This window comes from Amycolatopsis sp. NPDC003676, assembly GCF_053587275.1.
Genome location: NZ_JBSFNS010000002.1, coordinates 121,895 through 146,188, shown reverse-complemented (window position 1 = coordinate 146,188; position 24,294 = coordinate 121,895). Strand labels below are relative to the sequence as shown.

The window sequence follows — 24,294 nt, the reverse complement described above, 5'->3', positions numbered from 1 at the left end:
GCGCGCCCCGAAACGCGCACCTCGTTTACGAGCGGGTGCGCATCGACGCTGATGGGGCGGTGCCGAGGACGCGCGTGGCGACCCAGGCCAGGCCGTCGGCGGTCTCGGCGGGTGTGCCGGATGGCTGCATCACGTGGCTCAGCACGGTGCGGACGACGAGGTCCATGACCACGGTGAGCTGGCCGTCGTCGAGTGGCGGCGCGTAGCTGCGGACGCGGCCGCGCAGGACGGCTTTCGCTTCGGTGAGCAGGGTGCCGGCGCGGGTGGTCAGCAGCGGCAGGAATTCGTTGTCGGTGCCGTGCGTCGCGGAGGCGATGGCGCGCAGGAGGATGTTGTCGTCGGCCAGTTCGAGCACCGCGCGGACGGCGTCGTAGATCGCCTCGACCAGGTCGTCCGGATGCCGGTCGAACGCGGTGCTCACGACGGCGAGGAACCGGCGCAGCTCGTGCGAGATCATCGACTCGGCGAGGGCGGTTTTCGAGCCGATCTCGTTGTAGACGGTCTGCCTGCTCACCCCGACCAGATCGGCCAGCCGCGCCATAGTGACCGCTGACCAGCCGGATTTCGCGGTGAGTTCGATGGCGGCGGTGATGATGGGCTGCCGGTACTGGCCGCCCTCGGGCACCGGAAGCACGCTCATGGCAGTCATCTTATGCGGCCGTTTCCAACGCGAAGGCGACTGCCTCGGACCACGGCGCCCGCGAGGCGATCCGCTTGCGGTACTTCATGATGTCGCGCGGCCGATCGACGGTGAACGCGCCGACGAGCCGGTCGCCGCGCCGGTACAGCGCGGTGAAGCCGTGCTCGGCGGGAACCGCGACGACGACCTCGTCCGCCCGCGGCGTCCCGACGAACTGGATGCGGTGCGAGTACCAGTCGGACCAGAAGTACGGCACGGCGCTGAACACCCGCGCGCTCGCGGGGTCCAGCGCGTGCCGAGCCGCGGCCGCACCCTGCTCGGCCGCGTTCGTCCAGTGCTCCAGGCGCATCAGCTCGCCGTCGAACAACGCGTTCGCCACGTGCGCGACGTCTCCGGCCGCGTAGACGCCGTGCGCGGCGGCGAGGGTGCCGTCGCAGATGACGCCGCCGTCGCGGTCGTGCAGGAGGAGTCCGCTGTCGCGCAGCCAGCCGGTGGCCGGTTCCGCGCCGATGCCCGCGACGACGAGGTCTGCTGGGAGAGTTTCGCCGGTGGACAGCCGCACGCCGGTCACCGCGCCATCTTGCGACGTAAAGCCGGTGACCCTGGTGCCGAGGCGGAGATCAGTGCCCGCCGCGCGATGCAGGTCCGCGCAGACCTCGCCGACTTCGGGGCCGATCGCGCGCACCAGAGGCGTTTCCAGCGTTTCCACAATGGACACTGGTAGACCGCGTTTACGCGCAGCTGAAGCGACTTCCGAACCGATGAAACCGGCACCGATCACGACTGTCCTAGCGTCACTGTCCAATGCGGACCTGATGGCAACCGCGTCGTCCGCGGTGCGCAGCGAGTAAATGCCGGAGATCCCTGCCGTGTCAGGAAGAACTCGGGCGGCTGCTCCGGTGGCGATCACTGCTGCGTCGTACGGGACCGTCGTGTCGCCGGTGTGGATCTCCCGGGCGATCGGGTCGAGTCCGGTCGCGGGAGTGCCCAGCTGAAGTTCGACGCCGAGGTCGCGCAGGTCGTCCGCGCTGAGAAAAGGTTCCACCGCAACGGGTCCGTCCGCCGCGAGGAAAGCCTTCGACAGCGGCGGCCGGTCGTACGGCAGGCGGTCCTCCGCGCCGATGAGCACGATCCGGCCGTCGTATCCGGTCCGCCGCGCCGATTCGACCGCTCGCAATCCCGCCAGCGACGCGCCGACCACCGCGAGCGTCATGACACCAGTTTCAGTGCGAGAACCGGGCAGGCGTCGACCGCCGCGGCGAGGTCGGTCCGGTGCTCCTCGCCGGGGTTGCCGTCGAGCACGACGACCGTGCCCTCGTCGCCCACCTCGAAGAAGTCCGGAGCCATCGCCTCGCACATGCCGAGGCCGTCGCACTTGTTCAAATCCGCTTCGATCCGCATCACACACTCATCCTTCCGGGAGCAACGAAGTCGACCTTTTCCCTTACGCCGCAGTCGGGACAGCACCAACTGTCCGGAATGGACGACCACGGCGTACCGGCCGGGAAGCCTTCGCGCGGGTCGCCGCGCTGCTCGTCGTAGACGTATCCGCAACCGGGGCACATCCCGCCTTCGCTGGCGTCACCGCGCACGTCCTCCGGCACGGCCAGCGTCTTGTGCGCGGAAGAGCCATAGCGGGCAAGGACTTTCTCCCGCTTCGACGGCTGGATGTTCGCCCGGCTGATATCGCCCTCGAAGTGGTTGAGCACCCGCTGGTCCATCACGCGCCGCCACAGCGGCGGGAACAGCGCGAGCACGATCATCCCGGCGTACCCGGTCGGCAGCACCGGAGATTCGGCGAAGTCGCGCAGGGTCTGGTAGCGGCGCGTCGGGTTGGCGTGGTGATCGCTGTGCCGCTGCAGGTGGTACAGCAGGACGTTGGTCGCGATGTTGTTGGAATTCCAGCTGTGGCTGGGATCCACGCGCTCGTAGCGGCGGCGCTCCGGCGGCCCGACCTTCTGCCGCAGCATCCCGTAGTGCTCCATGTAGTTCACGACTTCCAGCAGCGAGAACCCGATCACCGCCTGGATCACCAGGTACGGCAGGATCCCGACGCCGAGCCACGCCACCATCGCCACCCACAGCACCGCGGACATCAGCCACGCGTTGAGCACGTCGTTGCCGATCCGGAACGGATGCTTGTCGCGGCGGGCGTAACGCTTGCGCTCCAGGCCCCACGCGGACTTCAGCGAGCCGAACACCGTGCGCGGCCAGAACCGGTAGAAGCTTTCGCCGACGCGGCTCGACGCCGGGTCCTCCGGAGTCGCGACGCGCACGTGATGCCCGCGGTTGTGCTCGATGTAGAAGTGCCCGTAAAAGCTTTGCGCCAGCGCGATTTTCGACAGCCAGCGCTCGTGGCTTTCCTTCTTGTGGCCCAGTTCGTGCGCGGTGTTGATGCCGATCCCGCCGATGCAGCCGATCGAGATCGCCAGGCCGATCTTGTCCACAACGGACAGCTCGCCGCGCGCGATCAGCCAGAACGCGAAGCCGAACCCGACGTACTGGATCGGCAGGAACAGGTAGGTGATCCACCGGTAGTAGCGGTCCTGTTCGAGCCGTTCGATCACGTCGTCCGGCGGATTGCTCCGGTCGAGGCCGGCGACCAGGTCGATCGCGGGCACGATCGCCAGGATCACGATCGGCCCGATCCAGAACCAGACGCCCCAGCCGGTCGCGGCGTGCAGGCCGATCGCGAGGAACGCGAGCGACGGCACGACCAGCCCGATCAGCCACAGGTACCGCTTCTTGTCGGTCCAGCGTTCGGTCGACCCCAGCGGCACCGTGCCGGTCATCTCGCTCATCGCGCCCTCCTCCGTTGGCTGGCTTTACATGACGGTAAGACATGTACACCGCGATTGACAAGAGGCATCGAAATGTAAAGTTGCCACGGCTGGGTGAATCCCCGGGTCGGGCATCAGTCGAGGTCAGTCGGGTACGCGGGCGTGCCGCAGCACCTCGACCACCGGGTCCAGTCGCGTGTCGGCGGTGCGCCGGATCAGGAACGTCGTGAGGGTGGCGACCAGATCGTCGATCGGCAGGACCGCGCATTCGTTCGGGTCCAGTGCCAGCGCCGTCGCGGATTCGACCGGCGCGAGGGTGAAGCTTTTGGTGCTGCGCAAGAAGATCAACAGCCCGCTGACGTCGGAGAACTGTGCCTCCGGATCGACGAGCGCACCCTGGGCGGCGAGCTGCTCGGCGCGCCGGGAGCCGAGATCCCAGTGGCGCGGGCCCTGCAGATACTGGAATCCCCGCAGGTCAGCGAGGGTGAGCGAGGTGCGGTCGGGGAACCGCGACGCGTCCACCACGGCACCGAGCGGCTCGCGGTAAAGGACGATGGTGGACAGCCGGTCGTCGGAAGTGCCCAGGTGCGAGACGGCGAGGTCAAGCGAGCTGCTGAGCAGTGCCGACTCCATCCCGAGCGACGGCATCTGCCGCAGCGTGAACCGGTAGGAGCCGTCCAGCGCCCGGATCGATTCGCTGAGCTGGCGGCGGTGCGCGGGGTTGAGCACGTCGGGGATGGCGAGGCGGACGTCGGCGCGCTGGTCGCGGGTGCGCATCCGGGCCGGAATCGCGTCGAAGCCCGAAACGACCGATTCGGCGAGCGGCAGCAGCGCTTCGCCCGCCTCGGACAGTCGCGTGTGGTGGGTGGAGCGGTCGAACAGCGGCTCGCCCAGCTCGCGTTCGAGGTCGCGAATGCGCTGGCTGAGCGGCGGCACGGACATGTTCAACGCCCGCGCCGCACGGGTGAAGTTCAGCTCGCGCGCGACCGCGAGGAAGTACCGCAGGTGGTGGATCTCCACGGTGAGCAGCGTACCCACGGTGTTATCACCGTGGTCATACCGATCTGATGCACTCGGTCATTCCCTTCTGGTGAGCAAGCGCTTAGCGTCAGTGGCGAAGCAAAGATCGTCAACGGGAGGACCGCGAAGATGGATGCCACCGGACCGCTTTCCGGGGTTAAGGTGCTCGACCTGTCGTCCGCGGTGATGGGCCCGTACGCCACGCAGATCCTCGGCGACTTCGGCGCCGACGTGATCCGGGTCGAACCGCTGCGCGACGTCGCCCGGCACTCGCCGGCCAACACCGGCCGCACGCCCGGGATGGCCCCGCTGTACATGCAGGTCAACCAGAACAAACGCAGCATCGAACTCGACCTCAAGGACCCCGCCGGCCGCGAAGACCTCTTCGCCCTGCTCGCCGACGCCGACGTCCTCGTCACCAACATGCGCGCCGCCGCGCTCGACCGGCTCGGCCTCGGCTACGAGCAGCTGCGCGAACGCTTCCCCCGCCTCGTCTACGCCCACGCGCAGGGTTTCGCGCCTGGCTCGTCGCGCGCCAACCGGCCCGCCTACGACGAGGTCATCCAGGCCACGTCCGGCCTGGTCAGCCTGCAGGACCGGGCAGGCGGCACGCTGCAGTTCGTCCCGACCTTCATCGCCGACAAGACCGCCGCGCTGTACCTGCTCAACGGCGTGCTCGCCGCGCTCTTCGACCAGCAGCGCACCGGCAAGGGCCAGCAGGTCGAACTGGCGATGGCCGACGCGATGATCGCGGTCAATCTCGTCGAGCACCTGGCCGGCGACGTCTTCGTCCCGGCCGCGGGCGACGTCGGCAACCCGCTTTCGCTCAGCGACACGCACGCCGCGATGCGCACGGCCGACGGCGGCGCGATCGCCGCGGTGCCCTACACCAACGACGCCGTGCGGACGCTGCTGATCGGCGCCGGCCTCGACGACGCCGCGGCCGATCCGGCTTGGGACTCCCCGGTGATCGACCGGGAGATTTTCACCGCGGGGGTGGAGAAGGTCTTGGCCAACTCCGCCAGCCGCACCACCGCGGAGTGGGAGGAGTACCTGACCGCCCACGACGTTCCGTACGCGGTCGTCGTCGACATCGCCGACCTGCCGACCGACCCGTACGTTCAGGAAGTCGGGCTGATCACCGAGCGGGAACACCCGACCGAGGGCACGATCCGCGTCGTGGAGAGCCCGCTGCATTTCTCGCGGACCCCGGCCGGGTTCCGCAGGCACGCCGAACGCGCCGGAGCGAGCACCGCCGAAGTCGTCGGAGCCGTACGCACCACTGAAGGGGTTTGATCGATGGATCTCGAACTGTCTCAAGAGGACCTCGCGTTCCGCGACGGATTGCGGGAGGTGTTCCTCGGCGCGATTCCGGAGGAAATCCGCAAGCGCAGCGCACTCGGCCTGATCACGCGCGACGACATTGTCACGAGCCAGCGGATCCTGAACGAGCACGGTCTCGCGGTGCCGCACTGGCCGACGCAATGGGGCGGCCAGGACTGGACTCCGACGCAGTCCCACATCTACGCCTCCGAACTGCAGCGCAACGCGGTGCCGCAGCCGCTCGCTTTCAACGCGAGCATGGTCGGCCCGATCATCGCCGAGTTCGGCAGCGAGGAGCAGAAGCAGAAGTTCCTCCCGGCCACCGCGAATCTCGACATCTGGTGGTCGCAGGGCTTCTCGGAGCCGGAGGCCGGTTCGGACCTCGCCGGGCTGCGCACCACCGCTCGTCTTGAGGGCGATCACTACGTCCTCAATGGACAGAAGACCTGGACCACGCTCGGCCAGTACGGCGACTGGATGTTCGTGCTCGCGCGGACCAACCCGGACGCGCCGCGCAAGCAGCAGGGCCTGTCCTTCCTCCTGCTGGACCTCAACACGCCGGGCATCGAGCGCCGTCCGATCAAGCTGGTCGACGGTTCCGCCGAGGTCAACGAGTTCTTCTTCGACAACGTCGTGATCCCGGCGGAGAACCTGGTCGGCGAGGAGAACAAGGGCTGGACGTACGCGAAGTTCCTGCTTGGCAACGAGCGCAACGGCATCGCCCAGGTCGGCACCGGACAGCGGATCTTCGCTGACCTCGCCGCCGCGGCCGCCGATCTGCCCACAGAGGACGGTCCGCTCGCCGACGACGCGGAGTTCCGCGCGGCCATGCACACCGCGAAGACCACGCTGCTCGCGCTCGAAGCAACCCAGATGCGGGTCACCGCCGCGTCGGAAAACGGGCAGCCGAGCCCGGTGTCGTCGCTGCTGAAGATGGAGGGCACGCAGGCCCTGCAGGCGCTCACGAAGCTGCGCATGCGCGCGGCCGGTTCCGACGGCATGCTGCTGGACACCGAATCGCCGGTGAAGGCCGACGAGGCCGCGGTGGTGGCCGCGGCGCAGTACCTGAACCAGCGGAAGCTGTCGATTTTCGGCGGCTCCAACGAAATCCAGCGCGGCGTCATCGCGAAGACGATCCTCGGTCTGTAAAGGGACGGCGACTCATGAACCTCGAATTCAACGAAGACCAGAAGCTGCTGTTCGAGACCGTCGACACGGCGGTCGGCCGCGGCTACCCGGCAGGCGGCCGCGCGGCCGCGACGAGCAGCGAACTCGGCTGGAACGACCAGGTCTGGAACACCCTCGGCGAGCTGGGTCTCGCCGGTCTCCCGATCTCCGGCGACCACGACGGCGCCGACGCCGGCCCGGTCGAGGTCTACGCGACGCTGGAGGCGATGGGCAAGCACGCGGCGGCCGAACCGCTGCTCGACGGCGTGTTCCTGCCGTCGTGGATCATCACCGAACTGGGCACCGACGACCAGGTCAAGGCGCTGCTGCCGGTGCTCGCCGCCGGTGGCACCACGATCGCGGTCGCGCACGCCGAGCCGGGACGTCCGTGGGGCGTCGCGCCGTCGGTGTCAGCGGCCGGTTCCGCGCTTACTGGCGTGAAATCGCCGGTGCGCAACGCTGATCAGGCCGACAAGTTCCTGGTCACCGCGGTCGACGAGAACGGCCGTACCGGGGTGTACCTGGTCGAGGCGACTGCTGAGGGCATCACTCGGGTCGACGGCCGGGCCGCCGACTGGGGTCACACGTCGCAGGTCGAATTCGCTGGTACGCCAGCGGTTCTGCTCGGCACCGCGGACTCCGACGCACCGGCTGCGTTGCGTCGCGCGTTCTCGCGGGCGCGGATCGCGGTCACCGGCGAGGCCATCGGCCTCATGGAGACCGGGCTCGCGATGACCGTCGAATACCTCAAGACCCGCAAGCAGTTCGGTGTTCCGCTGGCGGCGTTCCAGGCGCTCGTGCACCGTGCCGCGGACTTGTACGCGAAGGTCGAGCTGGCTCGTTCGCTGGCGCTGTGGGCCACCGCGACGGTCGAGGCGTACGACAAGGGTGCGTCCACAGTGGACCTCGACGCCGTGGCTGACGACGCGTTCGTGTTCGTGTCCGACGCCGCGACCGCTACCGCCGAGGAGATTGTCCAGCTGCACGGCGGCATCGGGATGACTTACGAATCAGAGGTCGCGCACCACGCGGCGCGCCTCATCGCCATTACGGAGAGTTACGGCGGAGTGAGCGCGGCCCGTCGCCGCGCGCTAGCGTCGGACGCGTTGCTGACGCCGCCGAGTGCGCTGCTCAACAACGCGGACGCGGTCACCGCCTGAGAAAGGAGTGCGCCATGCCGGTCGTCGCGATCGTCGGCGCTGGGGTCATCGGAGTGTCGTGGGCTCGGCTGTTCGCCGAGGCGGGCTGGACGGTGCGAGTCACCGATCCGCGCCCGGACCTGCGGGAAATCGTCGCTCGAGACCTCGCCGGGCTGCCCGCCACGGCAGTCGCGGACCTCGCGGAAGCCGCTGAAGGGGCCGACTTCGTCCAGGAGTCGGGCCCGGAGCGGATCGAGCTGAAGCGGGAAATGTTCGCGACGCTCGCCGCCGCCACGCGCGACGACGTAGTACTGGCGTCCTCCTCCTCGTCGCTGTTGCCCTCGGTGATCGCCGAGGGCAACAGCGCGGCCTCGCGGATCGTGATCGGGCACCCGTTCAACCCGCCCGAACTGATGCCGTTGGTCGAGGTGGTGCCCGGGGTTTCGACCTCTTCGGAGACTGTGGCTAAGGCCGTCGAGGTCTACCAGGGATTGGGCAAGAAGCCGATCACGCTGAAGAAGGAAGTGCCCGGCTTCGTCGGGAACCGGCTGCAGAAGGTTTTCAACGACCAGGCGATGTACCTCGTGCAGCAGGGCGTGATCTCCGCGGCGGATCTGGACGAGCTGGTCAAGGCCTCGCTCGGGCCGCGGTGGGCGACCATCGGGCCGTTCGAGAGCATGCATCTCGGCGGCGGTCCGGACGGAATCCGGCACCTGGTGACCCACGTCGGCTCGCAGATGAAGTTCGAAATCGGCCGCCCGGACCGGGAACACCTCGACGCGGTGATCGACGAGGTCGAACAGACTTACGGCACCGCGGACACTTACTCGGCGCGGGTCGAAGCGCGAGACAGTCGGACTCGCGCGCTGCTGGACGCGCTGGAGAAGGAATGACTCTCACCGAGCATCTCGAAGCCGCGCTCGCCAACCCAGCCACCACTGACGAATACGACCTGCACCAGCCGCTGGCTGATCTGCTCGGCTCGGTCGGCCTGCAAGAATCCGACGCCGGCGGCCGGATCGAATTCACCGGAGCCGACCCGATCCTGCCGGGCGCACTGCGGCTAGCCGGGGCGACGTCCATCGCGCTAGCGGCGAAATCCGTTGCGGTGGCGAAGATCTGGCAACAGCGCGGCGGACGCGGTCAGGACATCTCGATGGACCTGCGGACCGCGCCGCACCGCTTGTGCCCGTTCTACGACAAGAAATGGGAACTGCTCGACGGCTACCCGCAAGGCGACCCGGCGCGCGTCGATCCGGCCTTCGGAACGGATCGCTTCTACTCCACTTCGGACGGACGCTGGGTGCACCCGATCAGCCCGTACCCGAAGCTGCGCAACGACGCGGCCGCACTGCTCGGTGTTCCGGAGCGGGATGCCTTGGTGCAGCAGGCGATCTCGCAGTGGAACTCGTTCGAACTGGAGGACGCCGCCGAGGCTGCGGGCGTCATCATGCCGGTGGTGCGCACGACCGAAGAGCTGATGGCCACCGAGCAGTACCAGTCGGTGCTGTCGACGATGCCGCCGGTGATCGTCGAGCGGATCGGCGACAGCCCGCCGGAACCGTTGCACCCCAACCCTTCTACGCCGCTCGAAGGAATCCGTGCACTGGGCCGGGCACACATCATCGCGGGCGCTGGCTGCGGCCGTGCGCTGGCTTTGCACGGCGCGGACGTGCTGAACGTATGGGATCCGGGCGAATACGAACTGCCGCTGCTTTATGCGACGTCCAATGTGGGCGTTCGCTCCACCCGCCTCGACTTCCGCCGCGCCGCCGACCAGGAGCGAATGCGCTGGCTGCTGACCGGTGCCGACATCTTCTACGCCAACCGCCGCCCGGGATACCTCGCGCGCCATGGCCTCGACGCGGAAACCGCCGCCGAAATCCGTCCCGGAATCATCCACGCCGAAGTGACACTCAACGGCAGCACCGGCCCGTGGTCCGGCCGCGTCGGATTCGACCAGACCGCCGGTTGCCTGTCCGGCGTCATGCTGCTGGAAGGCGAGGGCGGAGTCCCGTCGCTGCCCGGGGTACCGGTGGTGAACGACTACATCACTTCATGGTTCCTGCAGTTGGGAATCCTGCGTGCCCTCATGCTCCGCGCGGAATGGGGCGGTTCTTACCGGGTGCAGGTTTCGTTGACTCGCGTCGCCTTGTGGTTGCTGAGCCTGGGAATCTTCGACAAGGGCTACGCCGCTGAAGTCGCCGGTGTCGCTCCCGGCCACGAATACTTTGACCCCGAGACCTTCACCGCGGACACTCCGCTTGGCCGGTATCGCGGCGTCACCGAACAGATCCGGATGTCGGAAACTCCGGGCTATTACACGAATCCGTTGATCCCGAGGGGATCGCACCGTCCAGAGTGGAGGTGACATGTTCAGCGAGTTGGTAGTGCTGGGCATTCGCACCGGGACGATTTACCGCGTCGGACTTCCCGACGGGCAGGTTACCCCGCTGTACAAAGATGCTGGTGTCTCGCCGGATGGCGTTGTGGTCGCCGACGGGACTGTTTACTGGACCACCATGGGCATGCCTACGCGCGACCCTTCCGTGCCGGGCGAAGCTGGCCTGGACTACTCGGCTCGCAACGGTGGCCTGCACGCGGTGTCTTTCGACGGCACCGGCGCGCGCGATGTGGTCCCGAATGGAACTCTCACTACCGGGAAACAGCTGGCGTACAACGGTTCCCTGTACTGGGGCGACCGGGAGGGTTATCGAATCACCCGGGTGCGTCCGGATGGGACCGGTCTCACGGATCTGATCGTGAACGAGCCGGACGATAGCGGGATGCAGGAATGCGTCGGCGTCACTGTGGATTCGACGCACCTTTACTGGACGCAAAAGGGTCCGGCCAAGGGCGGTGTCGGCCGGATTTTCCGCGCTGGGCTGGAGATTCCCTCGGGGGAGACCGCCCGCGACCGGTCCGATGTGGAGACCCTGTGGGATCACCTGCCGGAACCGATCGACCTGGAAATCCATGGCGGGTACCTGTATTGGACCGACCGTGGCGCGGCTCCGAAGGGGAACACGCTGAACCGCGCCCCGCTTCCCGGGCCGGGGGAGAAGGGCGCTGAGCCGGAGATTTTGGCAAGCGGATTCACTGAGGCGATTGGGCTGGCGGTGGATGACGAAGTCGCTTACGTGTCCGATCTGGGCGGGCGGATCACTGCGGTGCCGTTGGCTGGCGGTGAATCGCGCGTGGTGGTGGAGATGGGTGAGTTGTTGTCGGGTATCGCCGGAACTAATCGCTAGTTTATGGGCTGATTTGCCCTCGAGTTCTGGCTCATGGGGTTCGATGGTGGCCGCTCGTGGATACGGGTCAATTTGGAGCGGATGAGCACGCTGGTCATGACGCTGCGGCAAGATAAAGAGTACTTGACTAACGCGAACAAACGCACTCAAGAACTTCTGCCACTGACATGGAAAGTCTCGTGATCGACTTCGCTGGTAAGGAGTTTCGGGGCCGGTCGGGTAAGGCCTCGACAAGATTGACGAGTTTCCTGCATAGCCACCGAAGGCCTGCCGAAGCTAAAAAAGATTTCCGCGAACATGGAACGCAAGGTGGCGGAAAGTTGGGAGATCCGGTGGTCACGGTGCGCCACAACGCGACCGGTCAGGCCCGGGCACTGGAAGCACGCCTTTCAGTCGGGCTTCCCTGTCGTCGGCTATCAACCATCGGCCTAAAGGCGAGAGGCGTGAACCCGGGGCCGCGCCGCCGAGCTTGCTGCACCTGCGCGAAAGGGGAGCTATCTGGACTGTGATCTGACTTTCCAAAAGATTGTCAGGAGAATTTCCCGGATTTCTGGAAGAAGCGTGCCGGTTGCCCACTGGCGTGTCGGGGGTGTTGAGCAACTTGTTCAGCACAAGCCCGACCTAGTGCAGCAGTGGCTGTACACGGCCCGTGAGGACTTCAAGACCTTGCGCTTGCAGCATCTGGACTTGCCCGGACAGATCACCGAGTCGATGCGCAAAGCCAGGTATTAGACGGATTCTGCTACTTCGTCGGCTGCGGTAGCGATCGTTAACGTTGATGGCAGGCCCGGTACCCCATGCGCGGGGTGATAGTCTTCACGGTTTCGCGTGGTGCCAATTTGGCTCTATGTTAAATTCGTTTCTGCGAGGTGTGCAAGATGATGAACATCTGCGCATCGGGCCGGGTTGAGCACGGAATCATGGATTTCGATTCGCGGGTTCATCCGGTTCCGTCAGGTCTTGGGTGCCGCCGCACGACGACGTGACCGCTGCATGGTCGAGGGTGCTGACGTCGGAGAGAAGCCTGACAGCCTGACCAGAAGCGCGCCCATCGCGGTCAGGTTCGGTTTGGGGCGAAGCCAGGACTGTGGCCGCACGCGCGGGTAGTTCCGCGTATGGGGCTAGCTCGGAAGCCGCATCCCGAACGCTGCGCCCAGCCAGCTTGTCCTTGCGAAAATTGGAGTGAATCAAGTCGGATGTGTTGAGTCCAGCCTGCGAGTGTGCAGATCGCTCGCCGCCGGGTGAGCGAGTACGAAATGCTGCGGAAGTTGCTGTACATCCCGCGGTCGCTCTGTGAAGCGTGCTCAGTGCATGTTCTGTAATTTGGTGCTCTCGGTCAAAGTGTTGGTCGTAATCATACGAGCGTTCATCCTTGTGAAAAATTCCCTCGGGTAACAGTGCGCTGTCACCGCGCGACAGGTTCCATGCAAGTCGCGCTTCGGCGGCAACGTCGGGGCAGACCGGGATTCCAAGGTGCCTTGACGGGGCTCGTTCCGCGCTGCACTGCGCTTGACGAATGGATGGGAGTGGCATGGCACTCGCGGCTGAAACGATCCTGCTCGGTGGTCGCTACCGGCTCGTTGGATCGCCCATCGCAACGGCGGGCGACACTGAACTCTGGGCTGGTGTCGACGAGGAGGAGTGGGCTAAGCCTTACCTGGTCAAGGCATGGCCGTTTCCTGACGCGAAGCCAGATGACGTGCAGCGAGCGCTATGGGACGCAGAGCTTCGGACGCTTTACCGAATCCGCAGCACCCCGGAGTCGGAGCATTCCCTGCTCCAGTTGCATAACGTTGGTATCGATCACGACCAACGCTGCTTCGTGATGATCTTCGAGACGCCGGGACTGGCCTCATTGACATCTGTCCTAACGGGTGACCGCGGGAATCACGCCTGGCTGTCGGGCCGAGTCGATGCCCGTCGCGAGTTGTGGCTGATGCTCGCCCGCATCGCGAACGGACTGGCCCTCTTGCATGAGCAGCAGGTAGTGCACCGTTGTGTGTCTCCCGATTCAATCTTCCTCGATCCGAAGGAGGGGCCGGAGTCCGCCATGCTCGGAGGGTTTGAGTGGAGTGTTCGGCTCGGTCGGCCTTCGGCGGTTCCGGCTGCACAAATCGGTTGGGAGACCGCGCCGGAGATGCTGGATGGAAATGCTGCCTTCGGACCGCACCAGGATTGGTTCGGGTTCGGCATGCTGGCTGCACGATGCATGCTCTCGATTGAGCACCTCAACACCAACAACCCGGATCCGCGCAAGCGATACCAGTTGGTCCTCGATCACCTGGCGAGAGCAAGGAAAAAGTTGACGCCGATCGAGCACGAACTTCTCGCTCGGCTCATCGCCGAGGAACCCGCGACCCGGCCGCGACACCACTCCGAGATCAAGTTAATGCTCCAGGAGGTCATTCGACAGCTCCGCGAGCCTATGATGCACGGCGCGGATTCGGCTCGCCACGTCGTGGTTTTCGACCCGCGCAGTCGGTCGCTCGTCGACGTCTGTCTGGAACGAGGCCTGCGCGAGACACTCAAACTAAATCCTGGTGAGACCTTCGACCCGCAGCGGCCAGAACATCTCGCGGCTCTGCAGAGCTTTCTGTACGCCGACTTCTCCGGCGGCGCGACCATCACGCCGATCCCGGCTCGGTCGAGCTACACGCTTACTGGCAAGTCGATGCACCTGGAAATCACCAGGGCGACCGACCCCGATGGACGCGATGCGGGTTGGACGTACGCCTTCTGCCGGAAGGCGCGCGAGTACATGAGTACAGCGCCGAACAACCAGACTGCCGTCGCGCCTGGTCGAATTGAGTTCCTCAGCACAAAGGACAAGCGGAATTTTGGTAACCAGGTGCTAGGTGCCCCGAGCTGGGACCTCCTCCTGCCGCAGGTCGACACCGCTCGGGCGCGCCGCCGAGAGCAAGAGCGGCTACTGGAGTTTCTCCGGATCACCAACCAGATCGATGTCCTGATCCGCGACGCGGAGCTGTTCCGCTGCGAAATCATCGCGGTGACGGAGGCCGACGGTGTCGTCACTGAGATCCAGGTCCGCGAGGTCGCCAGGAAGCACAGCCCGTTGCGAATGTTCCAGCGGGAAGGTGGGATGGCGGCGTTCCTGTTCCGGGAGCGCAGCAGCGGTCAGCCCGGCAGTAATCGGATCCAACTCTGCGACCCGGACAACGAGAGCATCGACACCCGCCCAGCTGAACCGGAGTGGGAGGTCGCGGATGCGGATGTCCAGAGTCATACCGTCACATTGCGCCCGGTTGGGGCACATCCCAGGTTCCCCAGCGAGGGTGATGTTCAAGTGCTCCGCACGACGGGGCTCGGCGGCCAGGTACTGCTGATAAGGCGGCGCAAGGAGGCGATCGAAAAGCTGGCCAAACACACCTACTTGCTGGAGAGCCTGTCCAGCCCCGGACGGGTTCTGATGGACAGCGGCTCAGCCCCACTGCCGGTACCGCTGACGCCCGACACCGTCGACTCGAGCAAGCTGACGCAGATCGAGAAGATCCTGGCGGTCCGACCGATCTACACGCTGCAAGGCCCGCCGGGGACAGGCAAGACGCACCTGGTCACCTGGCTGCTGCGGGAGATTCTCGAGGAGGATCCGGTCGCCCAGATCCTCATCACGGCCCAAGGACACGCCGCGGTCGACGTGTTGCGTGCCAAGGTCGAGGAGGAGGCATTTAAGGATGTGCCCGCCGACCGGAAGCCCCTCGCCATCAGGCTTCGTCGCACGGTGACGACGAATGGAGCCCAAGAGTCAGGGCACGGGTCCGAGCGTGAGGTGGCCAAAAAGATCTTGCACCAGGCGATCGCTCGACTCGAAGCCACACCACCGGGACCGCTTTCGGCCATACAGGCAGACTGGTTGACGGCGTGCAAGGAGATGCTGACTGATCTGATGACCGAAGACGGCTCAGTGGCTAGGCAATTCCGCGAGTTGGTCAAGCGCAGCGCGAACATCACCTACAGCACTACTGGGGACGGAGACTTGGCGGCGCTTGCCGGCGAGGTTTCCTACGACTGGTCGATCGTCGAGGAGGCCGGGAAGGCTCACGGGTTTGAGCTTGCGTTACCTCTGTTTCTCGGCCATCAGTGGCTGCTCATCGGTGATCCGAAGCAACTTTCCCCATATCGGATCGAGGACTACGAGAAAGCGCTCAGCGATCTTGATGCCACAGTCGCTGCATTTGAAGCGCTAGATCGTCCGGGGCGGCTGCTCGACAGGGAACTTTTGCAGCTGTGGCGGGAGCGGACCCCTGAGCAGCGCTCGGATTTCGGTGAGTATTGCAGAGTTTGGGTGCGCGTGTTCGAACACTTTCACAAACTCTGCGCTTACCACGAACCTGAGAACGGTTTGCTCACCGGCCAGCACCGCATGCATCCGGTTATCGGCGATCTCGTATCGGACGTGTACTACGACGGTCGCCTGGAGCACTACACGCGGGACGCCTCGACCGGGAAGCCGGTCGAGGGCATCAAACACAGACTCAGCGGTCCCGATGGCCTCGGCGCACATGCGGTCTTGTGGCTTGACATTCCTGCTGCGGCCGCCGACACCCGCAGTGCCGAGCATACGGCACCAAAGTACCGGAACTTTGCAGAAGCCTGCGTAATCGGGAACTTTCTCCAGTCGCTGAAGGGGAATGTGGACGCACCGCAGAGCGTCGCCGTTTTATCACCGTATGCGCAGCAAGTCGGCTATCTCAAGGAGAAGCTCGACACCGATGTACTGCGGCAGGCGCTGAGCGAGTCAGGGCTCCGTTTCGCCAAAGATCCGAGAGGCGGGCCGCGCACGGGGCGCGACGGATTCTTTACTGTGGACTCGTTCCAAGGAAATCAGGCTGAAATAATTGTGGTTAGCCTGGTGCGCAACAACGCCAAGCCCAGTGGCAGTGGCCTCGGCTTCCTAGACGAGGCTCGGCGACTAAACGTGCTGTTCTCCCGGGCCGAACGACTGCTGGTGCTTGCGGGGTCGTGGGACTTCTTCCGGTTTCAGGTCGAGCATGTCTCGCGCAACCCGGAGCAGCCATCGCGGACTCAGCACCTCGCGTTTGCGCTTGACCGTCTGCAGACTTGGTTCGCTGATGGCACCGCTCTTCGGATAACTGCGGATCCGGTGCTTCTCGATCCGCTAGGGCGACCGGGGACTGGTGAGGAGACTCGATGATTCATACGCAGCTGCCGCTCAGTATGTACTCAGTTGGCTACGAGCTGGTGCGCGGCAGACCCTACAGCCCGCTTGAAGCGATGTTGTTGCGGACGGTGCTGGAAACTTCGTCGGTAAGCGGCTCCACTTTCGCCGATCTGCGCTCGCTGTTCCAGGTGCACGACAGGCTGCTCACTGAGGCGCTGGTGACTCTGATCCAGGAGGGGTGGGTCGCTATGCGTCAAGTTGGCCAGGAGATGCATTTCATGATTACTGACGAGGGCAAGCGCACAGTGGACTCCGGGCGTCAGCCGGAGTCCGTGCTGGTACGCACGCGGCGCCAGCGCATTGCAATGGAGCGACTGTCCGGGCAGCTCATCCGGGCGTCAGAGCTGATGATGGTCACGCGGGCCATGCTGCGGCGGGCTCGGAACGGCAAGCCGTTCCCAGAAGGACTGCCACCGCGTGTGCAGCGGACCAAGCTAAACGTCGGCGAGGTCGAACGTCTTCTCCCTCGGTCGGATCAGCACCAGGAATGGATTCGCTGGATCGATCCGGCGGTGCGGGTCAGTCAGGACATGCATTACCTGCCGATCCAAGTTGACCTGGACGCTGGCTGCGTGTTTGGGCTGCCACCCCAGTGGCGGGATATGTCAGAGGTAGTGATCCGGCTGATCACCGAGAACGCCAGTGAGTTCGACCTCGGTCCAGCGGTAGGGGAGGCCGTCCGAGCCTTAGCAAGGAAGAACAATATCGGGACAACGCTCAACCGACCTGGGCCGGATGCAGCGAGCTACGAGTATCTGAGCACGGCGATTGCTGATGTCGACGTCGCGGTGTCCGCAAATGAGAAGCGTCACTTGCTCGACGATTTCGCGGCAGTGGCCACGGGTAGCGTCTTCGTCGTCGCCAACGGGTTGGTGGAGTCCTCGGCCAAGACGGTGCAGGAGCTCGTGGTGCTGCTCCTTAAGCGTGGAGTCAACGTGGACCTTTTGTGGTCGAGCGAGGATGACGATGAGGTCATCATCTCAGCATTTCAACGGACGCGGGGCGAAGGAGGCGCAGGCAAGCTCACCTTGCTTGCCAACACAGGCACGGTGACTACCGACCTGGTGCTCGGAACTGCTCAGTCAGGCCCAGTAGCCATTGTCGGGACCAGTGTGTTCGCTCAGGCGGACCGTGGCATCAGTGCTCGGCTCGCCGGATATCGTGCGCTCACTTCGCTCGCGAGGCTAGCCGCTGGCTGGTGGGAGGAGAGCTCAGGTGACGACACGGCAGTTGCGGTGTACCGGTGGAGGCACACCGCAGAGAGGTGGGCGAGCGAGGGCGCGCGCGAGTCGGCTCTGAGCCGTGCAGTAGTCGACTGCGGGCGTGGGAATGAGGCGGAGACAAGCGCCCTGTCGCTGATTGCCGCACATCAGTTGCCCGCCGCGCTGCGAGTGCGTCCTGCCGGTTCCGGCACTCCTGAACAGTGGTTCCTTGACACGGAGGACCGCCTCGTCGTCGCGAATGCTGGCGGGAACTCGGTGCATTTCGTCTTCGCCGGCTCCGTTCGATCGGATGTGCTTAGGCGGTTGCGTAGTGTCTGAGCTAACGCTTCTCCCTGTGGAAAATATCGATGACGTAGCGTGGGCTTATTCTGCTCAGGGATGACTAACGTTGAGGTCGCCGCTGCGGCTGCGACCGATGCGCTTAAAGAAGTCAAGGGTAAGGGGTAAACGATCGAAGAAGGCGTAGGTGCGGCACTAACGTATTGCATGATGAAAGTCTTATCGAGAACGCTCGCGACGGGGGCATCAAGTCGATAAATGGATCGGTGGCTCGCGCCTCGAAATGGACACAGTGCGGAAGTTGCAGGCGCGATAGCATGAGATGCAGTCGAAAGTGGGTCATCATAGGCGGTAAGCGGGTCGCGGAACCTGCATCGAGTGATCGGAAGGTTCCGCGAACGGCTGAAATGGGATCTTTCGCCGTCGACGTTTTCTCCGCTATTGCCTGTGTCATTGTCTTGATCTGAGGCTTAACCGGGTTTTCCGAAGGTAATATTGAAACTGCATGAGCGATATCGAGCGGCCCGGCGACCGGTCAGGCTTACCGCGTCGCCGAAACGTTGACGCAGAATTCCGGCGAGATCGCCATTGTCCGATGAGAAATCCAGGCCGCGATCGTCGAACTGGCTGCTCCCAGGGCGGAACTGCCTGTCGTGTGGAGCAGGCGAGGCTCCGGCCGTCCGCAATGCAGTTCTTCTCCGGCTAGTTTGCACTGGGAAGAAGGTTCAATACTGGTACTTCCTGCCACCTGGCGAGTTTCATCTCATCGCGATCCCGTTCAGAATCATTTCCACCATGTTCAGCAAATGCTCCTGCAAATCAAACGGAGCATCCTCGCTCTCGATCCACGAGCTCAGCGTCCCGAAATAAGACGTAGCCAGCAGCAACCCGGCCTGCGCCGGATCGATGTCCGCGCGGATCTCGCCGGCTTCCTGCGCCCGTGCGACGAACGTGCCGAATTCACGGGCCAGTCGCGGATTGCCGAACACGTTGGTGGAGTGGATCGCCGCGCCCATGCAGGCGATCGTCTCGGCTCGGGAGTCGAGGCTGTTGCGCGCCAGTTCGATCAGGTACCGGCTGAGCACCTCGCGCAGCGGCCGGTCCTCCAGGTTTTCGGCGCGCACCGCGGTCATCGCGCGTTCCCGTCGCCGCAGGCTCCACTCGTCGAGGAACGCGGTCTTGCGCTGGAAGTGGTTGAACACGGTGGCGCGCGCGGTGTCGGCGCGTTCGGCGATGTCCTCCATCGTGGTGTTGTCGTAGCCGCGTTCCACGAACAGCTCCACGGCCGCCTGGAACAGCCGGTCCCGGCGTTCGTGTCGCTGCCTGGTCCGCCGATCGCCCGTCGCTTCTGCCGTCATGTCTCGCAGTCAACCACCATTTCTTCCCGGCGCCTGCTGAACGACGCCCTTGACGGTACTAACGTCGCGGCCTAACTTGGACGCAAGTCCAAATTTATACTCCAGTTCAAGGAGGCGGCGATGCGGCTGGTCACCTACGAATCCGCGGGCCCGGCCCGGCTTGGGGTGCTGCATGGCGACGCCGTGGTGGATCCGGCGCGGGTTTTGCGGGCGGCGAAGGCCGGAACCGGAGTCCCGACCGAGATGGTCGCCTTCTTCGAGGGTGGGGCGGAGGCGCGCGGCAGGGCTGAACAGGCGCTTCAGCTCGCCGACGCAGCGGCCGAAAAAGGCGACTTGTTGATCGACGAGGGGCATCCGGCGGTGCTTCCGCAGGAGGAAGTCCGGCTGCTCGCCCCGGTGCCGAGGCCGCGCCGGATTCGCGACTACCTGACCTACACTCAGCACGCCTCTGGCTCCGGCCTCGCCGTTCCGCCCGCGTTCGAGGCGATGCCGATCTGCTATAAGGGCAACGTCGAGACGGTGATCGGGCCGGAGGAGCCGTTGCTCTGGCCGTCGTACACCGCGCAACTTGACTTCGAGCTCGAGCTCGGCTTCTTCACCTCCGGCGGCGGCAAAAACCTCACCCCGGCTGAGGCCGCCGGACGCATCGCCGGGGTCACGATTTTCAACGACGTCAGCGCACGCGACATCCAGCTGTTCGAGATGAGCCTGACAATCGGTCCGTCCAAAGGGAAAGACTTCTGTGCCGCGATGGGTCCGTGCGTGCTCACCATGGACGAGGTCGACGAATGGGCGGTGCAGATGTCGGCGACGGTCAACGGCGAGGTCTGGGCCACTGGATCCACAAAGGACCGGCAGTTCTCGTTCGCCGAGGTGCTTGCGTGGGCGTCGCTGGACGAGGACATTTACCCCGGGGAGTTCTTCGGGCTCGGCACCGTCGGCGGCGGATGCGGATGGGAATTGGACCGCTGGATCCAGCCGGGCGACGTGGTGGAACTTGCCGCGTCTGGCGTCGGGGTGCTGCGAAACCCGGTGGGGCAACGGCAGATCGCGCCGGAAGGTGCGGGATTGGCTTCATATCAAGGTGCACCCGAGGTGCACGTCCCTAGGAGGTAACCGTGCCCAAAGACATTCCCTACACCAAAGGACATCACCGGCTCACCGAACACTGCTCGTCATGGCTGGTCCCGGACGGAACGTGGGGCTGGAGCAATGCCGGTCTGATCGCCGGGGCCGGAGAATCCCTTCTCGTCGACACCCTCTTCGACGTGCCGATGACCCGGGAAATGCTGACCGGTCTCCAAGAGACCACAGTAGACAGTCCGATCAAGACAGTCGTGAACACGCACGCGAACGGAGACCACTGGTTCGGCAACGAACTGGTCGCGGACGCCTCGATTATCGCCTCCGTTGCCACGGCGGAAGAAATGCGCACAAACGGCCCCGACCTCATGCGCGGCCTGGTGCATCAGGAAGGTCCGCTGGGCCGTTTCGCCCAGCACATCCTCCACCCGTTCGACTTCGACTCGATCACCGCGACCCCGGCGACCCGGACGTTCGCCGAACAGCTGAAGCTCGACATCGGCGGCGTAGCAGTGGAAATCCGCTGCCTCGGCCCCGCGCACACCGAGGGCGACAGCGTCGTGCTGGTCCCCGACGAGGGCGTGCTGTACGCCGGGGACCTGTTGTTCATCGGCGGCACCCCGATCACGTGGGCGGGACCGGTGTCGAACTGGATCGCCGCCTGCGACGCGATGCTGGCGATGGACGCCGAGTTCGTCGTCCCCGGCCACGGCCCGGTCACCGACGCCGACGGCATCCGCTCGGTCCTCGACTACCTGCAATGGGTACAAGCCGAGGCCGCCGACCGCCATCGCCGGGGGATGACCGCGGAGGAGGCGATGCGCGACATCTCGCTGGGCCGGTTCGCGGACCTCGACGAGCACGGCCGGCTCGCGCAGAATGTGCTCGCGGTGTACTACGAACTCGATCCGGAGATGGAGCGGGTGGACACCCGTGAGGTGTTCCGCCGCATCGCCGAGCTGGAAGGGTTCGCGTGAGCCGCTAACCGGCCACGGTCAGGATCCCGAGCGCCAGCAACACAAGCACTTTCACGGTTTCCGTTGCGATGTAGACGAAATGTGCCCGAGATCGCGGCAGCTCCGTACCCTCCGGGGCGGCGAGGACGCGGTCCGTCCGCCGGTTCAACGCCGGACGGACCGCTCCCAGCTGCCCGATCAGCACCACCACAGCCACCGCCGCCAGCACTGTCACGGCGGTCCCGGGCTGCCCGGCCACAACCGTGACCACCACTCCCAACGCGAGCAGAATCTCGGCGATGTTCAAGGCCCGGAACACCAACCGGCCGATGCCGAGGCCGATCGGGATGGTGACCCCCGGTGCGCGGAACTTCAGCGGAGCTTCCAGGAATGAGATGGCGAGCACCATCCCGAACCAGACGAACGTGAAGGCGCCAATCAGAGCAATCGCGTGCACAGCGCGGAAAACCTCGATTCCAGTGTTCGATCCGCCGCTGCCAGGCTACTCCCGCTACCAGGTCACCGGCAGCCGCACCGGGCCGTAGATCGACGCGTCGTGCGGCAGGTCCACCTCGGCGAACGGCACCGCGAGCCGCAGGTCCGGGAAGCGCGCGAACAGCCGGAACAAGGCAGTCCGCATCTCGACCCTGGCCAGCTGCTGCCCGAGGCATTGGTGCACGCCGTGGCCGAAAGCCAGCTGCCCGGCCGCGCGCCGGGTGACGTCCAGCTCGTCCGGGTCCGGGAACTTCTCCGGATTCCGGTTGGCGACCGGCAGCGACATGACGACCGGGTCGCCCGCCTTGATCGTCACGCCGCCGAGTTCGACATCCTCGAGTGCGGTGCGGATCGGGCCGATGTGGATCACGCTGAGGTAGCGCAGCAACTCCTCGACCGTGCCCGCAGTGAGATCCGGGTCGGCCTTGAACCGAGCCAGCTGCTCCGGATTCTCCAGCAGCACCAGCGTTCCGAGCGCGATCATGTTGCGGGTCGTCTCGAATCCGGCGACCAGCAGCATCATGCCGATGTTGGCGAGTTCCTCGTCGGTCAGCTCGCCGCCGCGGACCAAGTCGGACAGCAGGTCGTCGCTCGGCTGCGCCCGTTTCTCCTCGATCTGCCCGGCGATGAACGCGACGACGCCCTGGGTGGCGTCCATCCGCTCGGCGATCGGGACATCCTTGGAGAACATCGTGGTGGTGAACCTGTCGAATTCGGCGCGGCGCTCGTACGGCGCGCCGAGCAGTTCGCAGATCACCAGTGACGGCACCGGCCGCGCAAACGCTTCCACCAGGTCGACCGGACCGTCCGCGGCGGCCATCGCGTCGAGATGATCGTCGACGATCTCGGCGACGCGGTCCTCCAGCTTCCGCATCCGGTGCACGGTGAACGCCCCGGTCAGCAGCTTGCGGTAACGGTGGTGGTCCGGGTCGTCCATCCCGCTGAACACCCCCGGATCCGCCGGTTTCGGCGGCGGCAGCGGGCCGAAGTCGAGCGGGATCTTCGCCAGCTCCACTCGCGCGGACATCCGCTTGTCCGAGAGGACTGCCCGCACCTCCTGGTATCCGGTGACGAGCCAGCCCTCGGTGCCGTCCGGATACGTCAGCGGCTCGACCGGAGCCTGCGTGCGCTGGGCCGGCACCGGATCGAACGGACACGCGCCCCTTTCGAGCGGGAGTCCTGCCTGACGGGTCATCGTCGCTCCTTCCCTTCTGAATAGTTCAGAAGGTACACAGCTTTCACAAAGTTGTGAAGAGATTGTCTGATCTGAACGCCGAGCGGGCGGGGATTCACCGGCTTGGCCTATTTCTAGCGTTGCTAGACAACCGAGCGGCAGCAGTGCTAGCGTTGCCTCAACAGCTAGCAACGCTAGATTCAGTCGACCGCAAGGAGAACTCTCAAAATGGCCAAGCTGCAGAGCCTTGACCCGCGCACGCCGTTGTTCGCTCAGTTCAAGCAGAAGACCGGACCGATCGTCCTCGCCAACACCTTCGTCGTCCCGGAGGGGAGGACCGAAGAGTTCCTGGCCGTCTTCAAGAAGCAGGCCGAGTACATGAAGGCCCAGCCCGGATTCGTCTCGCTGCAGATGCACCGGGGAACGGCGGGCAGCCGGCTGCTGATGAACGTCGCGGTCTGGGAGTCGACCGAGGCGCTCGCCGCCGCGTTCGGCAATCCGGAGTTCCAGCGACTGGCGGCGGAGACTTCCGACGAGGTCGAGTCGTACCCGCACATCTTCGAGAAGATCGACGTCTGAGCCCTCAGGTCTCCGCGGCGTCGAGTGCCGGAACGAGCGGTTCGAGCATGCGCCGCAACAGATCCGGCAGCGACCCGGACACCACGACCAGACCGTTGCCTGCTGGCTGCGTCCACTGCTCCAACGCGACCCGCACCGCCGCTGCGACGGACGCGGCCAGCACGCGCGCGGTCTGCGGGTCGCCGACGCGGGTCTCGATCACTTCCCGCAGCGGGTTCTCCAGCGCGGCCGGAGCGTCGAGAAAAGCCGTGCGCAGCCCGGGATTCGTGGTGATCAGCAGCAGTGCGTCGCGACCCTGCTCGCCGGGGTCGGTGTACTGCTCAGCGATCGCGTCGACGATCGCCTCCGCCAGCCGGGTCTCCGGCAGGCGCTCGGTGACGGCGGCGGCGATCCGGCTTTCGCGATCCGCGGTGACCGCGGCGACGATCGCTTCCTCGCGGCTGGAGAAGTAGTTGTTGTAGGTCCGCGGCGAGACCCCGGCCGCCTCGGCGATGTCGTCGACGCGGACGTTCGCCGGCCCGTGTTCGAGCGCCAGCCGCAGCGCTGCTTCGCGCAGTGCGACGCGGGTGGCCTCCTTCTTCCGTTCGCGCAATCCGGTCACGTACCCAGTCTCGCAGTCTTTGTGCG

The 24,294-nt window shown here is 65.4% G+C and carries 20 protein-coding genes; 11 read left to right on the top strand and 9 right to left on the bottom strand.

Annotated elements, in window-relative coordinates; all coding sequences use genetic code 11:
- Nucleotides 1-25: 25 nt before the first annotated feature.
- The 5 genes from ACWDNU_RS01845 to ACWDNU_RS01825 form a co-directional block, all read right to left on the bottom strand.
- Nucleotides 26-649, bottom strand: a complete 624-nt coding sequence (locus ACWDNU_RS01845; protein ID WP_370933907.1) for a TetR/AcrR family transcriptional regulator — start codon at nucleotides 647-649, stop codon at nucleotides 26-28.
- 1 nt (nucleotide 650) lies between these two features.
- Complete coding sequence (locus ACWDNU_RS01840; RefSeq protein WP_449667323.1) at nucleotides 651-1,853, bottom strand: NAD(P)/FAD-dependent oxidoreductase; 1,203 nt, start codon at nucleotides 1,851-1,853, stop codon at nucleotides 651-653.
- On the bottom strand, nucleotides 1,850-2,041 hold the full coding sequence (locus ACWDNU_RS01835; RefSeq protein WP_067576490.1) for a ferredoxin: 192 nt from the start codon (nucleotides 2,039-2,041) through the stop codon (nucleotides 1,850-1,852). Before ACWDNU_RS01835 ends, ACWDNU_RS01840 begins: the two co-directional genes overlap by 4 nt.
- Complete coding sequence (locus tag ACWDNU_RS01830; protein ID WP_449667322.1) at nucleotides 2,041-3,441, bottom strand: fatty acid desaturase; 1,401 nt, start codon at nucleotides 3,439-3,441, stop codon at nucleotides 2,041-2,043. The genes ACWDNU_RS01835 and ACWDNU_RS01830 overlap by 1 nt, the downstream gene beginning before the upstream one ends.
- A gap of 123 nt (nucleotides 3,442-3,564) precedes the next feature.
- Nucleotides 3,565-4,458 (bottom strand): LysR family transcriptional regulator, encoded by an 894-nt coding sequence (locus ACWDNU_RS01825; protein ID WP_449667321.1) that lies wholly within the window; start codon nucleotides 4,456-4,458, stop codon nucleotides 3,565-3,567.
- A 111-nt stretch (nucleotides 4,459-4,569) separates the two neighbouring features.
- On the opposite strand from ACWDNU_RS01825, the gene ACWDNU_RS01820 reads away from it, so the two are divergent.
- The 8 genes from ACWDNU_RS01820 (at nucleotide 4,570) to ACWDNU_RS01785 (ending at nucleotide 18,061) form a co-directional block, all read left to right on the top strand.
- Nucleotides 4,570-5,736 (top strand): CaiB/BaiF CoA transferase family protein, encoded by a 1,167-nt coding sequence (locus ACWDNU_RS01820; protein ID WP_134729335.1) that lies wholly within the window; start codon nucleotides 4,570-4,572, stop codon nucleotides 5,734-5,736.
- 3 nt (nucleotides 5,737-5,739) lie between these two features.
- Entirely contained in the window at nucleotides 5,740-6,912 is a 1,173-nt protein-coding gene (locus ACWDNU_RS01815; RefSeq protein WP_370933911.1) for an acyl-CoA dehydrogenase family protein, read from the top strand.
- Nucleotides 6,913-6,926: 14 nt separating this feature from the next.
- Nucleotides 6,927-8,090 carry an acyl-CoA dehydrogenase family protein gene (locus tag ACWDNU_RS01810; RefSeq protein ID WP_344280993.1) on the top strand — a complete coding sequence of 388 codons (1,164 nt, stop codon included), beginning with the start codon at nucleotides 6,927-6,929 and terminating at the stop codon, nucleotides 8,088-8,090.
- A 14-nt stretch (nucleotides 8,091-8,104) separates the two neighbouring features.
- On the top strand, nucleotides 8,105-8,962 hold the full coding sequence (locus tag ACWDNU_RS01805; protein WP_449667320.1) for a 3-hydroxyacyl-CoA dehydrogenase NAD-binding domain-containing protein: 858 nt from the start codon (nucleotides 8,105-8,107) through the stop codon (nucleotides 8,960-8,962).
- Nucleotides 8,959-10,440 carry a CoA transferase gene (locus ACWDNU_RS01800; protein WP_449667319.1) on the top strand — a complete coding sequence of 494 codons (1,482 nt, stop codon included), beginning with the start codon at nucleotides 8,959-8,961 and terminating at the stop codon, nucleotides 10,438-10,440. The genes ACWDNU_RS01805 and ACWDNU_RS01800 overlap by 4 nt, the downstream gene beginning before the upstream one ends.
- Nucleotides 10,441-10,459: 19 nt before the next feature.
- On the top strand, nucleotides 10,460-11,320 hold the full coding sequence (locus ACWDNU_RS01795; RefSeq protein ID WP_449667385.1) for a hypothetical protein: 861 nt from the start codon (nucleotides 10,460-10,462) through the stop codon (nucleotides 11,318-11,320).
- Between the two features lie 1,531 nt (nucleotides 11,321-12,851).
- Nucleotides 12,852-16,493, top strand: coding sequence for an AAA domain-containing protein (locus tag ACWDNU_RS01790; RefSeq protein WP_449667318.1), 3,642 nt, complete (start codon nucleotides 12,852-12,854; stop codon nucleotides 16,491-16,493).
- The gene (locus ACWDNU_RS01785) at nucleotides 16,490-18,061 is read left to right on the top strand and encodes a hypothetical protein (RefSeq protein WP_449667317.1); all 1,572 of its coding nucleotides are present in this window, start codon (nucleotides 16,490-16,492) and stop codon (nucleotides 18,059-18,061) included. Before ACWDNU_RS01790 ends, ACWDNU_RS01785 begins: the two co-directional genes overlap by 4 nt.
- Nucleotides 18,062-18,780: 719 nt before the next feature.
- Here the strand turns inward: ACWDNU_RS01785 and ACWDNU_RS01780 are convergent.
- Nucleotides 18,781-19,380, bottom strand: coding sequence for a TetR/AcrR family transcriptional regulator (locus ACWDNU_RS01780; RefSeq protein ID WP_449667316.1), 600 nt, complete (start codon nucleotides 19,378-19,380; stop codon nucleotides 18,781-18,783).
- 120 nt (nucleotides 19,381-19,500) lie between these two features.
- On the opposite strand from ACWDNU_RS01780, the gene ACWDNU_RS01775 reads away from it, so the two are divergent.
- Entirely contained in the window at nucleotides 19,501-20,496 is a 996-nt protein-coding gene (locus ACWDNU_RS01775) for a fumarylacetoacetate hydrolase family protein (protein ID WP_449667315.1), read from the top strand.
- Between the two features lie 2 nt (nucleotides 20,497-20,498).
- Nucleotides 20,499-21,440, top strand: a complete 942-nt coding sequence (locus ACWDNU_RS01770; protein ID WP_449667314.1) for an MBL fold metallo-hydrolase — start codon at nucleotides 20,499-20,501, stop codon at nucleotides 21,438-21,440.
- A 4-nt stretch (nucleotides 21,441-21,444) separates the two neighbouring features.
- Here the strand turns inward: ACWDNU_RS01770 and ACWDNU_RS01765 are convergent, their stop codons facing one another.
- Nucleotides 21,445-21,828 (bottom strand): hypothetical protein, encoded by a 384-nt coding sequence (locus ACWDNU_RS01765; RefSeq protein WP_449667384.1) that lies wholly within the window; start codon nucleotides 21,826-21,828, stop codon nucleotides 21,445-21,447.
- A gap of 102 nt (nucleotides 21,829-21,930) precedes the next feature.
- Complete coding sequence (locus ACWDNU_RS01760; RefSeq protein ID WP_449667313.1) at nucleotides 21,931-23,109, bottom strand: cytochrome P450; 1,179 nt, start codon at nucleotides 23,107-23,109, stop codon at nucleotides 21,931-21,933.
- 207 nt (nucleotides 23,110-23,316) lie between these two features.
- Between ACWDNU_RS01760 and ACWDNU_RS01755 the strand changes: the two genes are divergently transcribed.
- Nucleotides 23,317-23,667 carry an antibiotic biosynthesis monooxygenase family protein gene (locus ACWDNU_RS01755; RefSeq protein ID WP_449667312.1) on the top strand — a complete coding sequence of 117 codons (351 nt, stop codon included), beginning with the start codon at nucleotides 23,317-23,319 and terminating at the stop codon, nucleotides 23,665-23,667.
- A 4-nt stretch (nucleotides 23,668-23,671) separates the two neighbouring features.
- On the opposite strand, the gene ACWDNU_RS01750 is transcribed toward ACWDNU_RS01755, so the two are convergent.
- A complete protein-coding gene (locus ACWDNU_RS01750; RefSeq protein ID WP_449667311.1) occupies nucleotides 23,672-24,268 on the bottom strand; it encodes a TetR/AcrR family transcriptional regulator in 597 nt (198 codons plus the stop codon).
- Between the last annotated feature and the right edge of the window lie 26 nt (nucleotides 24,269-24,294).

Bases quoted from the DNA above. Each gene is read 5' to 3' on its own strand.
- ACWDNU_RS01815 (WP_370933911.1), top strand. From the start codon at position 5,740: ATGGATCTCGAACTGTCTCAAGAGGACCTCGCGTTCCGCGACGGATTG.
- ACWDNU_RS01805 (WP_449667320.1), top strand. From the start codon at position 8,105: ATGCCGGTCGTCGCGATCGTCGGCGCTGGGGTCATCGGAGTGTCGTGG.
- ACWDNU_RS01780 (WP_449667316.1), bottom strand. From the start codon at position 19,380: ATGACGGCAGAAGCGACGGGCGATCGGCGGACCAGGCAGCGACACGAA.
- ACWDNU_RS01785 (WP_449667317.1), top strand. From the start codon at position 16,490: ATGATTCATACGCAGCTGCCGCTCAGTATGTACTCAGTTGGCTACGAG.
- ACWDNU_RS01765 (WP_449667384.1), bottom strand. From the start codon at position 21,828: ATGGTGCTCGCCATCTCATTCCTGGAAGCTCCGCTGAAGTTCCGCGCA.
- ACWDNU_RS01775 (WP_449667315.1), top strand. From the start codon at position 19,501: ATGCGGCTGGTCACCTACGAATCCGCGGGCCCGGCCCGGCTTGGGGTG.
- ACWDNU_RS01810 (WP_344280993.1), top strand. From the start codon at position 6,927: ATGAACCTCGAATTCAACGAAGACCAGAAGCTGCTGTTCGAGACCGTC.
- ACWDNU_RS01820 (WP_134729335.1), top strand. From the start codon at position 4,570: ATGGATGCCACCGGACCGCTTTCCGGGGTTAAGGTGCTCGACCTGTCG.
- ACWDNU_RS01845 (WP_370933907.1), bottom strand. From the start codon at position 649: ATGACTGCCATGAGCGTGCTTCCGGTGCCCGAGGGCGGCCAGTACCGG.
- ACWDNU_RS01755 (WP_449667312.1), top strand. From the start codon at position 23,317: ATGGCCAAGCTGCAGAGCCTTGACCCGCGCACGCCGTTGTTCGCTCAG.
- ACWDNU_RS01790 (WP_449667318.1), top strand. From the start codon at position 12,852: ATGGCACTCGCGGCTGAAACGATCCTGCTCGGTGGTCGCTACCGGCTC.
- ACWDNU_RS01830 (WP_449667322.1), bottom strand. From the start codon at position 3,441: ATGAGCGAGATGACCGGCACGGTGCCGCTGGGGTCGACCGAACGCTGG.
- ACWDNU_RS01840 (WP_449667323.1), bottom strand. From the start codon at position 1,853: ATGACGCTCGCGGTGGTCGGCGCGTCGCTGGCGGGATTGCGAGCGGTC.
- ACWDNU_RS01760 (WP_449667313.1), bottom strand. From the start codon at position 23,109: ATGACCCGTCAGGCAGGACTCCCGCTCGAAAGGGGCGCGTGTCCGTTC.
- ACWDNU_RS01800 (WP_449667319.1), top strand. From the start codon at position 8,959: ATGACTCTCACCGAGCATCTCGAAGCCGCGCTCGCCAACCCAGCCACC.
- ACWDNU_RS01835 (WP_067576490.1), bottom strand. From the start codon at position 2,041: ATGCGGATCGAAGCGGATTTGAACAAGTGCGACGGCCTCGGCATGTGC.